General features: G+C 62.5%; 11 protein-coding genes. 5 read left to right on the top strand and 6 right to left on the bottom strand.

The genetic code is table 11. The features are described 5' to 3' along the window. Positions 1-38: 38 nt before the first annotated feature. The 6 genes from ACSQ22_RS25705 to aceE all read right to left on the bottom strand — a co-directional run bounded on the left by ACSQ22_RS25705 (position 39) and on the right by aceE (position 13,311). Complete coding sequence (locus ACSQ22_RS25705; protein WP_436131915.1) at positions 39-1,460, bottom strand: aspartate kinase; 1,422 nt, start codon at positions 1,458-1,460, stop codon at positions 39-41. A 197-nt stretch (positions 1,461-1,657) separates the two neighbouring features. After that, a complete protein-coding gene (locus ACSQ22_RS25700) occupies positions 1,658-3,736 on the bottom strand; it encodes a hypothetical protein (RefSeq protein WP_436131914.1) in 2,079 nt (692 codons plus the stop codon). Between the two features lie 266 nt (positions 3,737-4,002). Continuing rightward, positions 4,003-6,774, bottom strand: coding sequence for an EAL domain-containing protein (locus ACSQ22_RS25695; RefSeq protein WP_436131913.1), 2,772 nt, complete (start codon positions 6,772-6,774; stop codon positions 4,003-4,005). A 240-nt stretch (positions 6,775-7,014) separates the two neighbouring features. Further along, the gene (lpdA, locus tag ACSQ22_RS25690) at positions 7,015-8,865 is read right to left on the bottom strand and encodes a dihydrolipoyl dehydrogenase (protein WP_436131912.1); all 1,851 of its coding nucleotides are present in this window, start codon (positions 8,863-8,865) and stop codon (positions 7,015-7,017) included. Between the two features lie 19 nt (positions 8,866-8,884). Then, a complete protein-coding gene (gene aceF, locus ACSQ22_RS25685; RefSeq protein ID WP_436131911.1) occupies positions 8,885-10,570 on the bottom strand; it encodes a dihydrolipoyllysine-residue acetyltransferase in 1,686 nt (561 codons plus the stop codon). A gap of 17 nt (positions 10,571-10,587) precedes the next feature. Next, complete coding sequence (gene aceE / locus ACSQ22_RS25680; RefSeq protein WP_055395894.1) at positions 10,588-13,311, bottom strand: pyruvate dehydrogenase (acetyl-transferring), homodimeric type; 2,724 nt, start codon at positions 13,309-13,311, stop codon at positions 10,588-10,590. 167 nt (positions 13,312-13,478) lie between these two features. Here aceE and ACSQ22_RS25675 point away from each other — a divergent pair, with 167 nt between their 5' ends. The 5 genes from ACSQ22_RS25675 (at position 13,479) to ACSQ22_RS25655 (ending at position 20,462) form a co-directional block, all read left to right on the top strand. Beyond that, positions 13,479-16,040: a PAS domain S-box protein gene (locus ACSQ22_RS25675; protein ID WP_055395892.1), complete on the top strand. Its 2,562-nt coding sequence runs from the start codon at positions 13,479-13,481 to the stop codon at positions 16,038-16,040. Then, a complete protein-coding gene (locus ACSQ22_RS25670; protein WP_007848524.1) occupies positions 16,037-16,663 on the top strand; it encodes a response regulator transcription factor in 627 nt (208 codons plus the stop codon). Before ACSQ22_RS25675 ends, ACSQ22_RS25670 begins: the two co-directional genes overlap by 4 nt. Before the next feature lie 72 nt (positions 16,664-16,735). After that, positions 16,736-17,590 carry a bifunctional methylenetetrahydrofolate dehydrogenase/methenyltetrahydrofolate cyclohydrolase FolD gene (folD, locus tag ACSQ22_RS25665; protein WP_436131910.1) on the top strand — a complete coding sequence of 285 codons (855 nt, stop codon included), beginning with the start codon at positions 16,736-16,738 and terminating at the stop codon, positions 17,588-17,590. A 72-nt stretch (positions 17,591-17,662) separates the two neighbouring features. Further along, positions 17,663-19,732: a M3 family metallopeptidase gene (locus ACSQ22_RS25660; RefSeq protein WP_436131909.1), complete on the top strand. Its 2,070-nt coding sequence runs from the start codon at positions 17,663-17,665 to the stop codon at positions 19,730-19,732. Between the two features lie 76 nt (positions 19,733-19,808). Further along, positions 19,809-20,462: a DUF4124 domain-containing protein gene (locus tag ACSQ22_RS25655; protein ID WP_436131908.1), complete on the top strand. Its 654-nt coding sequence runs from the start codon at positions 19,809-19,811 to the stop codon at positions 20,460-20,462. The last annotated feature ends 40 nt before the right edge of the window (positions 20,463-20,502 follow it).

The raw sequence follows: 20,502 nt of genomic DNA, 5'->3' as shown, positions 1-20,502 counted from the left end.
GGAAGGGCTTAGCTGCAGGCAAGCCTGCAGCTATTCCTTCAAACGCGTGGAACCGGAGTTCCTGAGTTCACGCACAGTGCCAGGTTCAGCGCCTTGATCGCGGTCTTGTAATCCTCGCGCTCGATCACGAACTGCATGTTCACCTGACGCAGGGTCTGGGATACGCAGTTCACGTTGACCCGCGCATCGGCCAGCGCCTGTGCGGCCTTGGCCAGCACGCCGGGGATGCCGATGTTGGAGCCGATGGTGCACACGATCGCGCTGGGCTTGATCGTCACGACCTGGTAGCCCTCCTGCAGCTCGGCCACCAGCTCGGGCGTGACCTGGTTGTCCCACACCAGATGGGCGATGGAGTTGGCGTTGGTCGCCTTGAGGATGTAGCTCACGTCGTGCTTGCAGAACACGTTCATCAGGCCTGCATCAAAGCCCACGGTGCCCACCATGCTGGGGTCGTGGATCTCAATCAGCGTGACCTTGTCGGTGCCCGTGACGATCTCCACACGCGCGCGCTCACCCACGAAGTCCTTGGTGATCAGCGTGCCGGGGTGGTCGGGCTCAAAGGTGTTCTTCAGGCGGATGGGGATGCCCGCCAGTTCCATGGGCTTGGCAGCCTTGGGGTGGATGGCTTCCATGCCCACGTCGGCCAGCTGGTCGGCCACGTCGTAGTTGGTGGCGCCCACCACGATGGCGTTTTCCAGGCCCACAAGGTTGGGGTCGGCGGACGAGAGGTGGAATTCCTTGTGGATCACGGCCTCGGCTGGGCGCACTTCCACGGCGATCTTGCTGAAGGTGACCTCGGAATAACCGCGGTCAAACTCGCGCATGATGCCTTCGGTGCCCTTGGTATAGCCAGTGGCCACCACCACCTTGTCGCTCAGGTCCAGGCCCTTGAAGCTTTGCGCAATGCGCTCATCAATGGTCCAGGCTTCGTTGTCGTCAAAACCGGCCAGGTCCATCAGGATGGCGTTGACGCCATTGACCTTGAGGATCTCGACCGAGTTGAACGCGCTGTGCGACTCGCCAATGGAGGCCAGCACTTCGCGCGCGGCCAGCAGCACATCCTTGCGGCTCAGATAGCCACTGGCCAGCACGTGCTGCATGGCGTTCAGATATTCACGCGCCTGGCCAATGCGCTGGTCGATGAAGGCATCGGCCACATCCAGCGGCAGGCCCAGGTCGGCATAGCCCGCGTTCAGCTTTTTGAGGCTGGCGGCCAGTTGGGTCAAGGCGTCCTGGTAGCCCTTGCCCTCTGCAAACAGGGCGTAGATGCCGCGCTCGCCCGTCTTCTTGTGCTCCAGCAACTGGTTCGTCACGCCAGAGTAGGCAGACACCACATAGATCCGGCCATAAATGCGCTTGGGATCGTGCAGCATGATGTGGCGCAGCACATCGCCAAAGGCGGTCATGGAGGTGCCGCCGATTTTCTCGACAGAGATCTTGGAGGAGTTGACTTCTGACATGGACAAGCTCAGAGGAGCAAAAGTGATTGGGAGGCCGGGCGGATGTTCTGCCCCAGAGGTAGCGGCAGAAAACCCTCTATTTTCCACGACTTTTGTCCGGGCACTTTGACGCAGCCCCCAAGGAGGCGGCTTGAATTCGCTACAGCGGGCTGCCAGCAGCTATCCCGCAAGCAGAATGAGCGCCAGCCTCTTCTGTGTTACAGATCAGCCCTCAACACCCCATTGCGCGTCGTAATAAAGAGCGCGGAGTCTTTCAGCGCAATGCCTTCTGGGGGAGGAATCACACTCGGCAAGGCGCCAGGTACAAAACCGTACTTTCCAACCGTGCCAACCACGGTGCTCACCACACCACTGGTAGTGATCTTGCGCACCAAAGCATTGTTGCGATCAGCCACATACAAGTTGTCCTGACCATCGATCTTGACATCCACGGGGAACCAGAATTTAGCCTGCGCCGCCGCCCCATCGTTGTAGCCAAGAACGCCGGGTTGACCGGCGATGGTGCTGACCAAGCCCGCTGGAGTAACTTTGCGGACCACATGATTGGCGGGATCCGCCACATACAGATTACCTGCAGAGTCCAGCGCGCCACCGCCAATGGAAGAAAACCGAGCGGAATCTCCCATGCCATCCACCAGGCCCTGAACGCCCGCCCTGCCAGCCAGCAGACTCACGGTCTTGTCCGAATTGATCTTGTAAATTGCTCCATACGGCCTTGTCGGCACAAAAATAGGCAGGCCTGCGGCCGGTACTGTTGAGCCTGCGGCTACATACACCGCCCCGGAGCTATCTACCGCCAACACCTTCAATCCATCGGGAAGACTCTCGCTGCCTTCAAAGAATGATTGGACTGTGCCGTCGGGAGCAATCACTCGAATGCGCTTCCCACCGCCGACATATGTATTGCCTCGTCGATCTACGGCCGCTCCGCTCATCGCATTTTGATATTCCATGCGAACGATACTCGTTGTGCCGCCTTCTGGGCTTATGCGGCGCAGAGAGTAGGAGTCGTCAATGTGGCCCGACAAGTGGCTGTTGGGATTAACGAACCGGTCGAGTACGACCAGATTGCCATTCCCATCGATGGATGGGCTGCGCGGATCAGAGAACTGTGCAGCGCTGCCAATTCCATCCCCCTCACCCACCAGTCCCTTGTGGCCCGCATAAACACTTTCAACACCTTGAGCATCAATTTTCAGGATGGCAGTATTCCCAAAAACAGGTGCATTTCCGCCAGCTCCGAGCGCAGACAGGTAGAAGTTTCCAGCTGCATCCCGTGCAAACCCGGTAAAGCTGTAGGACCAGCCTGAACTCCATGTCTGTGTTGGCTGCCGAACAGTGGAGACCAAACCAGCAGGCGTAACTTTACGGATAGCACCGTTGCCTTCCAACACGTACAAGTTGCCCACGGCATCCATCGTGATGGCTTGAAGTTCCACAAAACGCGCAGCGCTACCCTGCCCGTCCACAGCCTGGCTTGACTCTTCCGAGCCGGCCAGTATCGTCATCTCGCCCGCAGGCGAGACTTTGCGAATCACAGGCTGGTTACGGTCAGCGATATAGATCGTCCCCTGTGCATCCACCACCAGGCCAGAGGCCAGGTAGACAAACGAAAACGCCGGAGTGGGTAGCCCCCGCGAACTGATGGCATTGACCAAAGTCTCCATTTGGCCGTTTGCCCCCAGCTTGCGCAGCTGGTTATTGGCGGTGAAATACACCGTACCCGCAACGTCCACCGCCAAAGGTTTGCCAACATGGCAGAAAACCATCGATGAACTCTGGCAGTTCCCATTGGTCGAGACGTTTGCCAGCGTGGTAACCGCGCCTTGAGGCGTCACCTTGCGTATGTATTCTCCGTTGTCAGAAACGTACCAGTTGCCCTTGGTGTCCGCCGCAATAAATTGCGGATTCAGAAACTTGGCGGCTACCCCTTGCCCGTCAGCGAATGCCGCGACCATATCGCCACCGGCAGCGGTACTCACGGTGCCGTCAGAAGAAATTTTGCGCACCGCGTGGTTGCCAACCTCGGCCACCATGAGATTGCCTGCAGGGTCCACCGTCAGACTTTGGATGCCATAGAAGGTTGCGTTGCCGCGAGCTCCATCCAGGTTTCCAACACCCCCCACGTCACCCGCAAACAGGGCGATTTTTCCAGCCACTGCCGGTGGTTGGCTGACGTTGTCTCCTCCGCCGGAACCGCCACAGGCCTGCAAAGCTACGAGACTCGCAAACGTTACCGCGTGCCCGGTGAAGCAGGCCAAGTTCATCCATTTCAAAGTCGACTCCCTGGTTTGTGGGCGCCAAGCCAAAATTGGCTTGCGCCTTCTTCACTGTATTCACGGCAACTGGGCGTGGGAGCCCAGTCCGGAGCAAGTGTGTTGTCGAGAATACTGGATTGAATCGCCCGACCCCATGTCAGTTTCCACCTGTAACAATGAGCCAAATGCGCCTTTGATCATCTTCCAGGCAAAAAAAACCCCTGCAGCAGCCCATGCAGAACTGCGCGGTGCGGGCGGATCGTGGCCAGCCCAGCGGGCTCCTGTCAGGCGCCAAACATGCCCAGCAATTGCTCTCGTGGCACCGCTTTGCTGAACAGAAAGCCCTGAGCCAACTGGCATCCTTCCGCCGCCAGGAAGTCTGCCTGCTCGGGCGTTTCCACGCCTTCCGCCACCACCTCCTGGTTCAAGCAGCGCGCGATCGACAAGATGGCCTTGATGAGCTCGGCCCTGAAATGGTCAGTGGTCGCGGAGTGGATGAACGATTTGTCGATTTTGAGCGTATCGATGGGGAAGCGGGCCAGATAGGACAGCGCCGAATACCCGGTGCCGAAGTCATCGATCGCGATGGTGGCCCCCATGTCGCGCAGGGCCTGCAGAGCCTTGACTGCAACACCGTCCTCGTCAAGGAGCAGGCTCTCGGTAATCTCAAACTCCAGCCACTGGGGCTTGCAACGCGTTTGGGACACGATTTCCTTCACCTGCGCCACCAGGCCGGAGGCCTGGATCTGGCGGGCCGACAGATTGACCGCCACCTTGCGTGGCTGTGTGGCCCCGGCATTCCAGGCGACGGCGGTCGAGCAGGATTCGCGCAACACCCAGGCGCCCAGCTGGTTGATCAAGCCAGCGTCTTCTGCCACCGGGATGAACAACTCCGGAGACACCTGGCCCAGGCGAGGATGCGTCCAGCGCAAAAGCGCCTCACAGCCGACCGTTGCGCCGGACGCCAGCAGCACCTTGGGCTGGTAGTGCAGTGCCAGTTCATCGCGCTGGAGCGCACGGCGCAGGTCGAACTCCAGGGTCAGCCGCTGCTGGGCATGCTCGGTCATATCCCTGGAGTAAAACCGGAAGCTGTTTCGCCCGGAGCGTTTGGCGGAGTACATCGCCGAATCTGCGTACTTGAGCAGCTCTTCTGCCGCCTCACTGTCCGTCGGGTACACCGCAATACCGACACTGCAGGAGACGAAAATTTCCTGCCCCTCCAGCCAAAAGCTCTGGTTGAAGGCGGTCTTCACCTTCCCCGCCACACGCGCCAGATGGCTGCCGGTATGGATCTTTGGCAACAGCATGCCGAACTCGTCCCCTCCCAGCCTGGCTACGGTGTCATAAGTGCGCACACTGGCGCGCAGGCGCAGGGAGACCTCCTTGAGCAACGCGTCTCCCGCCGCATGGCCCATGGTGTCGTTGATCTGCTTGAAGCGGTCCAGGTCCACCACCATCACACCCGCCTGAGCGCGGTGGTAGGCCGCATCCTTCAGCATTTGCGCCAGCCGGTCATGGAACAGCACGCGGTTGGGCATCCCCGTCAGCGCGTCGTAGAAAGCCATCTGGTGGACCTTGTCCTGGTAGGCCTTCAGTTCACCGATATCCCGCCCCACCAGCAACACGCTCGAGACGCTGGCGTCGTCGTCCAACTCGGGGGTCAAACTCACCAAACTGCAGATGCGGCGCCCCAGCGCATCAGACCACTGGAGCTCCAACTCGACAGGCGTCTTGCTGTCCACCACCTGCACCAGATGTTGCGCCAACTTTGCCCCAACCTCTTGCCCCCAGAGCGCATGGGGCGAGCATCCCAGCGCGCCGGTGTCAAGCCGCCCCACCGCCTTCAGCAACACCGGGTTGGCATACCGGCAGCCGAACTGAAGATCAAAACGGGCAATCACATCGGGAGAGTTTTCGACCAGGGTACGGTACTCACGCTCCCGCAAGGTCAGCTCATCCTGCAGTTCCAGCCGTTGCGTTACATCGCGGGAGACCGTAATGAAATGCGGGCGCGCATCCACGCTGGTGCGCATTTGCGATACCGACAGTTCAAACCAGCGCGGGCCCAGAGAGGTCGCAACCGATATGACATGGCCCAACGACACGCCTTTGTGCTCTGCCTCCGCGAACGCCATCTCGGCAATCGCCACACTTTCAGGAGACAGCACTTCCTGCAGCGTCCGCCCCAGCAAAGCCTCCCGGCTGGCCGCCAATAACTCGGGGTTGCGCGTCCAGATATTCAGGTAACGGCCTTCCCGGTCGGTTTCGAACAACAAGTCCGGAAAGGCATCAATCACCCCCTGGGCAAAGGCCAGCGCTTTCTGAAGTTCACTCTCGGTGTGCTTGCGGTCCGTGATATCTCTGGAATATCCCACCGTGCCCACCACCTTGCCATGCTGGTGCAGCGGAGACTTCCACACCTCCATCCAGCGCCGCTGCCCGTGCTCATCGACGTACAGCTCTTCCACATAGTGGGCCACGCCCGCCGCCATGACAGCCTTGTCGTCGGCCACATACGTTTCCGCCAAATCCTTGGGGAAGAAATCGAATTCAGTCCGGCCCTCCAGTTCCGCCGTGGAGGCCACCCGCGCCACTCTGGCGTACGCGATATTGGCTGCCAGCAAACGGCTGTGCTCGTCCTTGAGCCAGACAAAAAATGGGAACTCGTCCAGCAGGGTGCGCCAATACTGCTGGCGCTGCTGAAGGGCCTCCTGCATTCGTTGGGCTTCCGACATGTCGCGAACGATGGAGACGGCAAACAAGCGCCCCTCCCGCCGCAGCGTCACACCGTGCACCTGCACGGCAATCTGTTTGCCGCTCTGGGTCTTGTGCACCGTGTCGATGACAAAAGCCTGGCCCTCCGGGCTTTGCAGTATTTCCTGGCACCGCTCCCTGGAAATGTTCGGATCGATGTCCGGCGGCCCCATCGTCAGCAGCGCCTCGCGGCTGTATTCCAGGGCGCGGGTGGCGGCATCGTTCACATAGACGAAGCGGCCCTCTTCGCCCAGTATGAGTACGGCATCCTGATACAGGTCCAGCCCCTTACCCAGCAGCACCCAGGCAAGGTTCGGGTCATCGTCAGGCTGAGCGGCGATGGTTGGCGTTACGGGCATCCTGCTTCCAGATCAACAATCTGCTGGTGGTCGTCGTACGCCCGCCTGGGAGACCGGCGATCGCTTCAGTCAATACCAATCAGCAACATTTTGCAACGATTGCAGGGGCGCGCAATGCGCAAAAGCCCGAACCGTTACCGGTTCGGGCTTTGTCTACTCGCTAGAAGCTGAGAAGCTGGCTACTTATTTCTTCTGCGGCGGAACATCCGTGCAGCTGCCGTGCGCAATCTCCGCCGCCATGCCGATGCTTTCGCCCAGCGTGGGGTGCGGATGGATGGTCTTGCCGATGTCCACGGCGTCGGCGCCCATCTCGATGGCCAGGGCGATCTCGCCGATCATGTCGCCCGCATGCGTGCCGACCATGCCGCCGCCCAGGATCTTGCCGTGGCCATGGACCTCGGGCGAGTCGTCGAACAGCAGCTTGGTCACGCCCTCGTCGCGGCCGTTGGCGATGGCGCGGCCGGAGGCCGTCCAGGGGAACAGGCCCTTCTTGACCTTGATGCCTTGCGCCTTGGCCTGGTCTTCGGTGAGGCCCACCCATGCCACTTCGGGGTCGGTGTAGGCCACCGACGGAATCACGCGGGCGTTGAAGGCGGCGGAGGCCAGTTCCTTGTTGCCCTGCAGTTCACCAGCAATCACTTCTGCCGCCACATGCGCCTCATGCACCGCCTTGTGCGCCAGCATGGGCTGGCCCACGATGTCGCCGATGGCGAAGATGTGCGGCACGTTGGTGCGCATCTGGATGTCGACGTTGATGAAGCCGCGGTCCGTCACGGCAACGCCTGCCTTTTCGGCGGCAATCTTCTTGCCGTTGGGTGTGCGGCCCACAGCCTGCAGCACCAGGTCGTACACCTGCGGCTCGGGGGCGGTGCCGCCCTCTTCCGCTGGCGCGAACGTGACTTTGATGCCTTCGGGCGTGGCTTCGGCACCCACGGTTTTCGTCTTCAACATGATGTTGTCGAAGCGCTTGGCATTCATCTTCTGCCAGATCTTGACGAGATCGCGGTCGGCGCCCTGCATCAGGCCGTCCATCATTTCGACCACATCGAGGCGCGCGCCCAGCGTGCTGTACACGGTGCCCATTTCGAGGCCGATGATGCCGCCGCCCAAAATCAGCATGCGCTTGGGCACTTCCTTGAGCGCCAGGGCGCCGGTGGAGTCGACCACGCGTGGATCGTCGGGCATGAAGGGCAGGCGCACGGCCTGACTTCCGGCGGCGATGATGGCCTTCTTGAAGGCGATGACCTTCTTGGTGCCCGTCTTCTCCTGGCCGGTGCCGGTGGTCTCTTCCACTTCAAGGTGGTTGGCGCCGACAAAAGCACCGTAGCCGCGCACGGTGGTCACCTTGCGCATCTTGGCCATGGCGGCCAGGCCGCCGGTGAGCTTGCCGATGACTTTCTCTTTGTGGCCGCGCAGCTTGTCGATGTTGACGGCGGGCGCGCCAAAGTCCACGCCCAGGTCGGCCATGTGGCTCACTTCGTCCATGACGGCTGCCACGTGCAGCAGCGCCTTGGAGGGGATGCAGCCAACGTTCAGGCACACGCCGCCCAGGGTGGCGTAGCGCTCGACGATGATGACCTTGAGGCCCAGGTCGGCCGCGCGGAAGGCAGCCGAGTAGCCGCCGGGGCCGCCGCCGAGCACGAGCACGTCGCAGTCGAGGTCAGCCGCACCCGCGAAGCTGGATGCTACTGGATTGATAGCTGCTGGGGCTTGACTAGTGGGCGCAGGGGCCGTTTTTTGTTCAGAAGCGGTGGGGGCTGGGGCTGCAGCAGGCGCTGGAGCTGCAGCACCTGCGCCCTGCACTTCCAGCGTCAACACCACCGAGCCTTCGGCGATCTTGTCGCCCAGCTTCACTTTCAGCTCCTTCACAACCCCAGCATGGCTGGACGGGATCTCCATGGAGGCCTTGTCGGACTCCACGGTGATCAGGCTTTGCTCGGCCTTGATGGTGTCGCCGGGTTTGACCAGCACTTCGATGATGGCCACTTCGGCGAAGTCGCCGATGTCGGGCACCTTGATGTCGATGATTGCCATGGTGTGTCTTGCCCTTTCGTTACATCACGATGCGGCGGAAGTCCGCCAGCAGCGAGGCAAAGTACACGTTGAAGCGTGCGGCGGCCGCGCCATCGATCACGCGGTGGTCCCAGCTGAGCGACAGCGGCAGCATCAGGCGCGGTGCGAACTGCTTGCCGTCCCATTTCGGTTCGATGCTGCTCTTGCACACGCCCATGATGGCGACTTCGGGCGCGTTGATGATGGGCGTGAAATAGCGCCCGCCAATGCCGCCCAGCGAGCTGATGGAGAAGCAGCCACCGGTCATGTCTGCCGGGCCGAGCTTGCCGTCGCGCGCCTTCTTTGCCAGGTCGCCCATCTCTTGCGAGATCTGGACGATGCCCTTTTGGTCGGCGTCGCGGATGACGGGCACAACGAGGCCGTTGGGCGTGTCGGCCGCAAAGCCGATGTGGAAGTACTGCTTGAGCACCAGCTGGTCGCCGTCGAGCGAGCTGTTGAACTCGGGGAACTTCTTGAGCGCGGCCACGGTGGCCTTGATCATGAAGGCGAGCATGGTGACCTTCACGCCACTCTTCTCGTTCTCTTTGTTGAACTGCACGCGGAAGGCTTCGAGGTCGGTGATGTCCGCATCGTCGTGGTTGGTGACGTGCGGGATGACGACCCAGTTGCGGTGCAGGTTGGCGCCGCTGATCTTCTTGATGCGCGAGAGGTCCTTGCGCTCGACGGGGCCGAACTTGGTGAAGTCGACCTTGGGCCAGGGCAGCAGATCCAGGCCCACACCGGAACCGCCAGAGCCACCGGATGCGGCAGGCGCCTTGGCAGCCTGCGCCTTGGTTTGGGTGGCACCCGACATCACCTGCTTGGTGAAGGACTGCACGTCGTCTTGCGTGATACGGCCCTTGGGGCCACTGCCCTTGACTTCATCGATGGGCACACCCAGCTCGCGGGCGAACTTGCGCACCGAGGGCGATGCGTGCGGCAGGCCCGCTGTGGGCGTGCCAGGCTGGTGGGCGGGCACGGAGGCCGTAGCGGCGACCGGTGCAACGGCTGCTGCAACCGGTGCGGGGGCTGCAACAGGCGCAGCAGCGGGAGCCGCCGCCGGCGCCGCCGGCGCTGCAGCGGCAGCAGGCGCACTGCCCGCCACCCCTTCCAGCAAGGCCACCAAGTCGCCGATGTTGACGGTGTCCCCAATCTTGACCTTGAGCTCCTTGACCACGCCAGCGGCGGGCGACGGAATCTCCATGGAGGCCTTGTCGGATTCGACGGTGAACAGCGATTGTTCGAGCTTGATGGTGTCGCCCACCTTGACCAGCAACTCAATGACGGCCACGTCCTTGAAGTCGCCAATGTCGGGCACGCGCACTTCCACCGAGCCTGCAGTTGCAGGGGCTGCAGCGGGTGCAACCGGTGCTGGCGCAGCGGCCGCAACGGGGGCGGGTGCAACAGCGGCAGGGGCTGGCGCAGCAGCCGGGGCTGAGGCAACCGCGTCTGCCGACTCGACCACGGCAATCACAGAGCCCTGCTTGACCTTGTCGCCCAGGGCGATCTTGAGTTCCTTGACCACGCCCGCGTGGCTGGACGGAATCTCCATCGATGCCTTGTCCGATTCGACGGTGATGAGCGACTGCTCGGCCTTGACCGTGTCGCCCACCTTGACCAGCAGTTCGATCACGCCCACTTCGTCGAAATCCCCGATGTCCGGGACTTGAATGTCTACCAATGCCATTGTTGTCTCCGTTCGGTTTACGCGTACAGCGGGTTGACCTTGTCGGCCTGGATGTTGTACTTGGCAATCGCCTCGGCCACCTTGGTGGCGGGCAGCACGCCGTCTTCGCTCAGCGCCTTGAGCGCAGCGACCACGATGTAGTGGCGGTTGATCTCGAAATGCTCGCGCAGCTTGCTGCGGAAGTCGCTGCGGCCAAAGCCGTCGGTGCCCAGCACCTTGTAGGTACGGCCCTTGGGGATGAAGGGGCGGATCTGCTCGGCGTAGGCCTTCATGTAGTCGGTGGACGCGACCACGGGACCTTGCGATGCGGACAGTTGCTGCGTGACGAAAGGCACCTTCGCTTCTTCGGTCGGGTGCAGCAGGCTCCAGCGCTCGGCGTTCTGGCCGTCGCGGGTCAGTTCGTTGAAGCTTGGGCAGCTCCACACCGAAGCGGCCACGCCCCAGTCCTTTTCAAGCAGTTCTTGCGCAAAGAACGATTCGCGCAGGATGGTGCCGCTGCCCAGCAGTTGCACGGTGGGCGCATCCTTGGGCAGTGCGGGCGCCTGTTTGCACAGGTACATGCCCTTGATGATCTGCTCTTCGGTGCCGGGTTGCAGGCCGGGCATGGGGTAGTTTTCGTTCAACAGCGTCAGGTAGTAGAAGACGTTTTCCTGGCGCTCGACCATGCGCTTCATGCCGTCGTGCATGATCACCGCGACTTCGTGCGCAAAGGTCGGGTCGTAGCTCACGCAGTTGGGGATGGTGTTGGCCAGGATGTGGCTGTGGCCATCTTCGTGCTGCAGGCCTTCGCCGTTGAGCGTGGTGCGGCCTGAGGTGCCGCCCAGCAAGAATCCACGGGCTTGCATGTCACCCGCCGCCCAGGCCAGATCGCCAATGCGCTGGAAGCCGAACATCGAGTAGTACACGTAGAACGGGATCATGATCCGGTTGTTCGTGCTGTAGCTGGTGGCCGCCGCGATCCAGCTGCTCATGCCGCCGGCTTCGTTGATGCCCTCTTGCAGGATCTGGCCGGCCTTGTCTTCCTTGTAGTACATGACCTGGTCTTTATCGACCGGGGTGTACTGCTGACCTGCGGGGTTGTAGATGCCGATCTGGCGGAACAGGCCTTCCATGCCGAAGGTACGGGCTTCGTCCACCAGGATGGGCACCACGCGCGGGCCCAGGGCCTGGTCGCGCAGCAGCTGCGTGAGAAAGCGCACGTAGGCTTGCGTGGTGGAGATTTCGCGGCCTTCGGGCGTAGCCTCCAGGATGGCCTTGAAGGTGTCCAGCGCAGGCACGGTGAAGCTCTCGTCGGCCTTCACGCGGCGGTGTGGCAGGTAGCCGCCCAAGGCCTTGCGGCGCTCGTGCAGGTACTTCATTTCCGGGGTGTCGTCGGCGGGCTTGTAGAAGGGCAGTTCGGCAAGCTGGCTGTCGGGGATCGGGATGTTGAAGCGATCACGGAAGGCCTTGATGTCTTCGTCGCTGAGCTTCTTGGTCTGGTGAACCGTATTCTTGGCTTCGCCAATCTTGCCCATGCCAAAGCCCTTGACGGTCTTGACCAGCAGGACGGAAGGCTGGCCGCCATGGTTTTGGGCGGCATGGAATGCGGCATAGACCTTTTGCGAATCGTGGCCGCCGCGCTGCAGGTTCCAGATCTCGTCGTCGGTCATGTGCTCGACCATCTTCAGGGTGCGAGGGTCGCGGCCGAAGAAGTTCTTGCGCACGTAGGCACCGTCGTTGGCCTTCATGGCCTGGTAGTCGCCGTCGTTGGTTTCCATCATGAGCTTGCGCAGCGCGCCATCATGGTCTTTGGCGAGCAACTCGTCCCAGCCCTTGCCCCAGATGAGTTTGATGACGTTCCAGCCCGCTCCGCGGAACTCGCCTTCGAGCTCTTGAATGATCTTGCCGTTGCCACGCACGGGGCCGTCCAGGCGCTGCAGGTTGCAGTTGATGACAAACACCAGGTTGTCGAGCTTCTCACGCGCTGCCAGGCCAATGGCGCCCAGGGATTCGACCTCGTCCATTTCACCGTCGCCGCAGAACACCCAGACCTTGCGGTTTTCGGTATTGGCGATGCCACGGGCGTGCAGGTACTTGAGGAAACGCGCCTGGTAGATGGCCATCAGCGGGCCCAGGCCCATCGACACCGTGGGGAACTGCCAGAACTCGGGCATGAGCTTGGGGTGCGGGTAGCTCGACAGGCCCTTGCCGTCCACTTCCTGGCGGAAGTTGAGCAACTGCTCTTCGCTCAGGCGGCCTTCCAGGTAGGCGCGGGCATAAATACCGGGCGATACGTGGCCCTGGATGTAAAGCAGGTCACCGCCGTGGTTCTCGCTCTCGGCATGCCAGAAATGGTTGAAGCCCGCGCCAAACATGCTGGCCAGCGAGGCAAAGGAGCCGATGTGGCCGCCCAGATCGCCACCTTCGGGCGGGTGATGGCGGTTGGCCTTGACCACCATGGCCATGGCGTTCCAGCGCATGTAGGCGCGCAGGCGCTGTTCGATTTCAAGGTTGCCGGGGCTGCGTGCCTCCTGGCTGGGCTCTATGGTGTTCACGTAGCCGGTATTGGCCGAGAACGGCAGGTCCACGCTGTTCTGGCGGGCGTGTTCCAGCAATTGCTCCAGCAGGTAGTGGGCGCGCTCGGCCCCCTCTTTGTCGATGACGGCGGACAGCGCATCCATCCACTCACGGGTTTCCTGTTGGTCGGTATCGGTGGCGGGCGCGTTGCCGTTTCCGGCCTGAGGGTCGGGCTGAGCTGACATGCTTTGTCTCCTGTAGGTGTGGCAGCAATTTAGTACGTTGGCTCTAGTTTCGCATATTTTTTTAGAATTTCAAATGGTGCCCATGCATTTCATATTGCAAGAAAATGCTGCGAACGCACATTGCACGTGCCCCGGATTCCAGGCTGCGGCTCCCCTACACTTGAAGGATGGATTCCCTGCCCCCTCACCCCTCCCCCACAGCCATGGTCGTGGCGGCGCCCGCCCGCTGGTGGCGCAAGTGGTGGCGCGGGTTGTCGCCAACCCGGCAGGACCGGTTTGCAGCGCTGGCACCCTTGGCTGCCGTGCTGATGTTTCTGGCCGCCATCGTGGCGGCGTTCTGGTATTTGCGCGCCGAAGAGGCCGAGCGCGAACAAGAAGCCCTACGGCGTGACGTGGAATACGCGCAACAGCGCGTGCGCCTGCGGCTGCTGGAGCGGCAGGAACAGCTCATGCGCATTGCGCGTGACCTGTCCAACCAGGAGCTGGAACGCACGGAGTTTGTGAGCCGTGCCGAAAGCCTGATCAGCCAATACCCCGAACTGCAGGCCATCACCTGGATCGACGAGCGCCGCCGCATCCGTGCCAGCCATGCAGCGCCCACGCTGGCCAGCAGCGAGTTGCGCATTGCCGGCGAAGTGCTCAAACCCGGCGACACGGCCGACACCTTTGGCCTGGCCCGCGACCTGCAACAGCCGGTGTACGCCCAGCCGGCCGCAACCTCGGGCGATTCAACCCCGCTGCTCCAGCTGCAGGTGCCTTTGAACAACCAGGGCAAATTCAGCGGGGTGGTGCTGGGCGAATACTCCATCGACAGCCTGCTGCGCTACGGCACGCCGACCGAGGTGCTGGCGCGCTACGCCGTCACGCTGCTCGATGGCAAGAACCAGGTGCTGGCCGGAACCCCCCTGGGACCGCGCAACACGGCCACACAGCTCCTGCCTTGGTCACCCCGCGCCAACGAATACGAGGTCCCCGTCTCCCCGGTGGGCAACGGGCTGGTGCTCAAGGCGCAGGCCTACCGCACCTCGCTGGGCGTGGTGGGCAGTGGGCTGTTCTGGCTGGTGGGCACGCTGAGCGCGATGACGGCCTGGATGCTGATCGCCACCTGGCGCCACACCCGCCGCCGCATGCAGGCCCAGCAGGCCCTGGTCGCAGAGACGAACTTCCGCCGCGCGATGGAGAACTCCATCCTGACGGGCATGCGCGCGCTGGACATGGAAGGCCGCATCACCTATGTGAACGCCGCTTTCTGCCAGATGACTGGCTGGAGCGAGGCCGAATTGGTGGGCCTGAAAGCACCCTTCCCCTATTGGCCCGACTCCGACCACGAAGCCCTGCACGCCAAGCTGCGCGACGAACTGTCCGGTAAAACCATTGTGGGCGGCTTCCAGGTGCGGGTGCGGCGCAAAAGCGGCACTCTTTTCGATGCACGGCTCTACGTGTCGCCCCTGATCGATGCACACGGCCAGCAGACGGGCTGGATGACCTCGATGACGGACATCACCGAGCCCAACCGCATCCGCGAACAGCTTTCCGCATCGCACGAGCGCTTCACCATCGTGCTGGAATCGCTGGACGCCTCGGTGTCCGTGGCGCCGCTGGGCAGCGAAGAACTGCTGTTCGCCAACAAGCTCTACCGCCAATGGTTCGGCTCGCAGACCGGCGGCCACCTGCAGCTGGTGGCGCAGGCGGGCGTGGTGCCCGTGGCGGGCACAGAGCATACGGGCATGGACGACGAAGACGGACTCATGGGCCTGCCCACCGACCCACTCACCAGTGCCCGCACCGAGAACGCCGAAATCTACCTGCCCGACCTGGGAAAGTGGCTCGAAGTACGTTCGCGCTACCTCAACTGGGTGGACGGCCGACTGGCCCAGATGGTGATTGCCACCGACATCACCCCCCGCCGCCAGGCCGAGGAGCAGGCGGCGCGCCAGGCCGAGCGCGCCCAATCCGTCAGCCGCCTCATCACCATGGGCGAGATGGCCTCCAGCGTGGCGCACGAATTGAACCAGCCGCTCACGGCCATCAACAATTACTGCAGTGGCATGGTCTCGCGCATCCAGAGTGGCCAGCTGACCGAAGAAGCGCTGCTCACGGCACTGCAAAAGACCGCCCACCAGGCCCAGCGCGCGGGCCAGATCATCCAGCGCATCCGGGCCTTTGTGAAGAAGAGCGAGCCCAACCGCACCCTGGCCGACGTGCATTCGATGGTCAACGAAGCCGTGGAGCTGGCCGACATCGAGCTGCGCCGACACAACGTGCGCCTGACGCACTATGTGGCCGCCCGCCTGCCGCCCGTGATGGTGGACACCATCCTGATCGAGCAGGTGCTGGTCAACCTGATGAAGAACGGCGCCGAAGCCATCCAGCACGCCAACCGTCCACCGTCGGGTCGCAGCGTGGAGCTGCGCGTGGTGCCCAAACACGTCGAAGACCGCGAAGTGGTGGAATTTTCGGTGCAGGACACCGGCAAGGGCCTGGCCCCCGAAGTGCTGGAGCGCCTCTTCGAAGCCTTCTTCTCCACCAAGGAAGAAGGCATGGGCATGGGCCTCAATCTGTGCCGCAGCATCGTCGAGTCGCACCAGGGCAGGATGCTTGCGGAGAACCTCTACAATGGATCCGAGGTCACGGGCTGCAAGTTCTCCTTCTGGCTGCCGCTTGCCAAGCCTGCTGATGCCACTACAAATTCTGTAGCAAACATTCAAAAACCAAGGACAATTGCATGAGCTTGATTCCGAAAAAAGGCACTGTCTACGTTGTGGACGACGACGAGGCAGTTCGCGATTCCCTGCAGTGGCTGCTGGAAGGCAAGGACTACCGGGTGCGTTGCTTTGATTCGGCCGAGACCTTTCTCTCACGCTACGACCCCCGCGAAGTCGCCTGCCTGATTGTGGACATCCGCATGGGCGGCATGACGGGCCTGGAGCTTCAGGATCGACTGATCGAGCGCAAGTCCCCCCTGCCCATCGTGTTCATTACAGGCCACGGCGATGTGCCCATGGCCGTGAACACCATGAAGAAAGGCGCGCTGGATTTCATCCAGAAGCCTTTTGACGAAGAAGAACTGGTCGGACTCGTCGAGCGCATGCTCGACCACGCCCGCGAAGCCTTCGCCGGCTACCAGCAGGCCGCCAGCCGCGATGCCCTGCTGTCCAAGCTGACCAGCCGCGAAGCCCAGGTGCTCGAACGCATCGTGGCCGGTCGCCTGAACAAGCAGATTGCCGACGACCTGGGCATCAGCATCAAGACGGTGGAGGCGCACCGCGCCAACATCATGGAAAAGCTCAACGCCAACACCGTGGCCGACCTGCTCAAGATCGCCCTGGGCCAGAACGCCCCCAAGGGTTGATACTCACATTTTGATAGCTGCTCGCGCTTTCTGATAAAGCGCTAGCGACCAATTTGACTCATATTCTCTGACATGACAGCCCAACTCATCGACGGCAACGCCCTTTCCCGCCAACTGCGCGCCGACGTGGCGCAACGCGCCACCTCCCTGAAAACCCGTGGCGTCACCCCCGGGCTGGCCGTTGTCCTGGTGGGCGACAACCCTGCGAGCCAGGTGTATGTGCGTAACAAGGTCAAGGCTTGCGAAGACAGCGGCTTGTACTCCGTTCTTGAAAAGTACGAGGCCGACATGACCGAAGCCGCGTTACTGGCCCGTGTGGAGGCCCTCAACAACGATCCGGCCATTCACGGCATCCTGGTGCAGTTGCCCCTGCCCAAACACATTGATGCGCAGAAGGTGATCGAAGCCATCTCGCCTGCCAAGGACGTGGATGGATTTCACATCGCCAGCGCTGGAGCCCTGATGACCGGCATGCCTGGCTTCTGGCCCTGCACGCCCTATGGCTGCATGAAGATGCTGGAGAGCATCGGCTATGACCTCAAGGGCAAACATGCCGTGGTCATCGGCCGCAGCAACATCGTGGGCAAGCCCATGGCACTGATGCTGCTCGGCCAGAACGCCACTGTCACCATCTGCCACAGCGCCACGATGGACCTGAAAGCGCAAACCCTGCAGGCCGATGTGATCGTGGCCGCAGTCGGCAAACGCAATGTGCTGACCGCCGACATGGTCAAGCCTGGCGCAGTGGTGATTGACGTGGGCATGAATCGCAATGACGAAGGCAAACTCTGCGGCGACGTGGACTTTGACGGCGTCAAGGAAGTGGCCGGCTGGATCACCCCCGTGCCTGGCGGGGTTGGGCCCATGACCATTACCATGCTGCTGGTGAACACCATCGAAGCCGCTGAGCGCACTGCAGGGCACTGACCTGGGTCCGTGCTGTCGATGTCGGCGGCTTTGCAACTTGAACCTGCGCCATCTGGCGCCATCTGATTTCGCATGAGCAACGCCCTTCTCGACTTCTCGGACCTCCCCCATTTCGACCGCATCACACCGCAGGACGTGGCGCCTGCCGTGGATGTTCTGCTGGAGCGTGCCAATGCCGCGCTGGAGACCGTCACCGCACCCGACTTTCCGGCCCGCTGGGATGCGATTGCGAAAGTGCTGGATGTGGCCACCGAAAGGCTGGGCACCGCCTGGGGCAGCATCAGCCACCTCAACAGCGTGGCCGACACCCCTGAACTGCGCGCAGCCTACAACGCCGCCTTGCCCAAGGTCACCGAGTTCTGGACGCGCCTGGGTGCCGATGAACGCCTGTACGCCAAGTACAAGGCCATCGACCCCGCCACCCTGACTGCAGAGCAGCGGCAGGCACACCTGAACGCGGTGCGCAACTTTGTGTTGAGTGGCGCGGAGCTGACCGGTGCCGCCAAGGAGCGTTTTGCGCAGATCCAGGAACGCCAGGCCGAGCTGAGCCAGAAGTTCAGCGAGAACGCCCTCGATGCCACCGACGCCTACTCCTACTACGCCACGGCCGAAGAGCTCGATGGCATTCCAGACGATGTGCAACAGGCCGCGCTGGCCGCAGCACAGGCAGACGGCAAGGAAGGCTACAAGCTCACCCTGAAGATGCCCTGCTACCTGCCGGTCATGCAGTTTGCCGCGCGCAGCGACCTGCGCGAGAAGCTCTACCGCGCCTATGTGACCCGTGCCTCCGACCAGGCTGAGGGCGATGCACGCAAATTCGACAACACAGCGCTGATCAGCGAAATCCTGGCACTGCGCCGCGAAGAGGCCCAACTGCTGGGCTACGCCAATTTTGGGGAAGTGTCCGTGGTGCCCAAGATGGCCCAATCACCGGCGCAGGTGATCACCTTCCTGCGTGATCTGGCCCGACGCGCCCGCCCTTACGCCGAGAAGGACATCGCCGACCTGCGCGCGTTTGCCGCCGAACACCTGGGCCTGGCCAATCCGCAGGCCTGGGACTGGCCCTACATTTCCGAAAAGCTCAAGGAAGCGCGCTACGCCTTCAGCGAGCAGGAGGTCAAGAAGTACTTCACGGCGCCCAAGGTGCTGGCAGGCCTGTTCAAGATCATCGAAACCCTGTTCGAAGTGTCCATCCGGCGCGACACGGCCGCCGTCTGGCACCCAGCCGTTGAGTTCTACCGCATTGAGCGCACGCACCCGGAGGGCGCCCATAAGGGCACCCAGCTGGTGGGCCAGTTCTACCTCGACCAACCTGCACGCACCGGCAAACGCGGCGGCGCATGGATGGACGATGTGCGCACACGCTGGCTGCGCCCCGACACGGGCGTGCTGCAAACCCCGGTGGCGCACCTGGTGTGCAACTTCGCCAGCGGCGTGGACGGCAAGCCACCGCTGCTGACCCACGACGACGTGATCACCCTCTTCCACGAGTTCGGCCACGGCTTGCACCACATGCTCACCCAGGTGAACGAGCGCGACGTCTCGGGCATTGGCGGCGTGGAGTGGGACGCGGTAGAGCTGCCCAGCCAGTTCATGGAGAACTTCTGCTGGGAATGGGATGTGCTCAAGCACATGACGGCCCATGTGGACACGGGCGAGCCCCTGCCCCGCGCGCTGTTCGACAAGATGATTGCCGCCAAGAACTACCAGAGCGGCATGCAGACGCTGCGACAGATTGAGTTCTCGCTGTTCGACATGCTGCTGCACACCGAACACGACCCGGCCCAGGACATCATGCCTCTGCTGGACCAGGTGCGCCGCGAAGTGGCCGTGCTGCAGCCCCCGGCATTCAGCCGCACGGCACACACCTTCAGCCATATCTTTGCGGGCGGGTATGCCGCTGGCTACTACAGCTACAAATGGGCCGAGGTACTGAGTGCAGACGCCTACGCAGCCTTCGAGGAAACCGCTGGAAGCGACGGTCTGCCGAGTATAGAAACGGGTCGCCGCTACCGCCAGGCCATCCTGGAAGCCGGTGGCAGCCGCCCTGCGATGGAATCGTTCAAGGCCTTCCGGGGCCGCGAGCCCAGCCTGGAAGCCCTGCTGCGCCACCAGGGCATGGCGGAAGAATCGACTGCCTGAGCGAACCGAACCCACGGCCTGAAATGCACACGTTGCACCCAGGCCTGACGACAAAGAAGGAGCAAGGAGAATGAACATGCACAAGCCACTGACCGCCCCCCTGTTGGCGACTTTGCTGATGACACTGGCCTGCGCCAGCGTGCAGGCACAAGGCGTCTACCGCATCGTCGGCCCGGATGGCAAAGTGACGTTTTCGGACCGACCTCCCGCCGACGCCAATGCCAACGCGCAGCCCGCCCGCCCGGCTAACGAGGCGCCCGCTGTTGCCAACGGTGCGCTGCCCTACGAGCTGCGCCAGGTTGCCAACCGCTTTCCGGTCACTCTCTACACCGGCAACGACTGCCCGCCCTGCACCTCTGCGCGCAACCTGCTCACGTCACGGGGTGTCCCGTTCACTGAGCGCACCGTGTCCAGCAACGAAGACATCGCGGCGTTTCAAAGGTTGAGTGGCGGTACCGGCCTACCCTTTGGCACCATCGGCGGCCAGCAGCTCGCAGGCTTTTCCGAAGGGGAATGGATTCAGTATCTGGACGCAGCGGGCTACCCGAAACAATCCGCACTGCCCCGAAACTACCGCCAGCCAGCGCCCACGCCATTGGTGGCCGTCAAGGCGGCAGAACCCGCAGCAGCGGCCTCGGCCCCAGCGCCCGCAGCACCGTCCAGGGCACGCCCGCCCGCACCTGTCAATGATGGGCCATCACCCAGCAATCCTGCAGGTATCCGGTTCTGATCTCGGAGTGCGGGGACGCGCGGCCAACTGTGACCCGTCT

The organism is Acidovorax sp. LjRoot38, from assembly GCF_964252975.1.
Classification (GTDB): Bacteria; Pseudomonadota; Gammaproteobacteria; order Burkholderiales; family Burkholderiaceae_C; genus Acidovorax; species Acidovorax facilis.
Note: the sequence above shows the minus strand (reverse complement) of the source record. Positions and strands in the feature narration are given on the sequence as shown.

Bases quoted from the DNA above. Each gene is read 5' to 3' on its own strand.
- aceE (WP_055395894.1), bottom strand. From the start codon at position 13,311: ATGTCAGCTCAGCCCGACCCTCAGGCCGGAAACGGCAACGCGCCCGCC.
- aceF (WP_436131911.1), bottom strand. From the start codon at position 10,570: ATGGCATTGGTAGACATTCAAGTCCCGGACATCGGGGATTTCGACGAA.
- folD (WP_436131910.1), top strand. From the start codon at position 16,736: ATGACAGCCCAACTCATCGACGGCAACGCCCTTTCCCGCCAACTGCGC.
- ACSQ22_RS25655 (WP_436131908.1), top strand. From the start codon at position 19,809: ATGCACAAGCCACTGACCGCCCCCCTGTTGGCGACTTTGCTGATGACA.
- ACSQ22_RS25705 (WP_436131915.1), bottom strand. From the start codon at position 1,460: ATGTCAGAAGTCAACTCCTCCAAGATCTCTGTCGAGAAAATCGGCGGC.
- ACSQ22_RS25660 (WP_436131909.1), top strand. From the start codon at position 17,663: ATGAGCAACGCCCTTCTCGACTTCTCGGACCTCCCCCATTTCGACCGC.
- ACSQ22_RS25670 (WP_007848524.1), top strand. From the start codon at position 16,037: ATGAGCTTGATTCCGAAAAAAGGCACTGTCTACGTTGTGGACGACGAC.
- lpdA (WP_436131912.1), bottom strand. From the start codon at position 8,865: ATGGCAATCATCGACATCAAGGTGCCCGACATCGGCGACTTCGCCGAA.
- ACSQ22_RS25675 (WP_055395892.1), top strand. From the start codon at position 13,479: ATGGATTCCCTGCCCCCTCACCCCTCCCCCACAGCCATGGTCGTGGCG.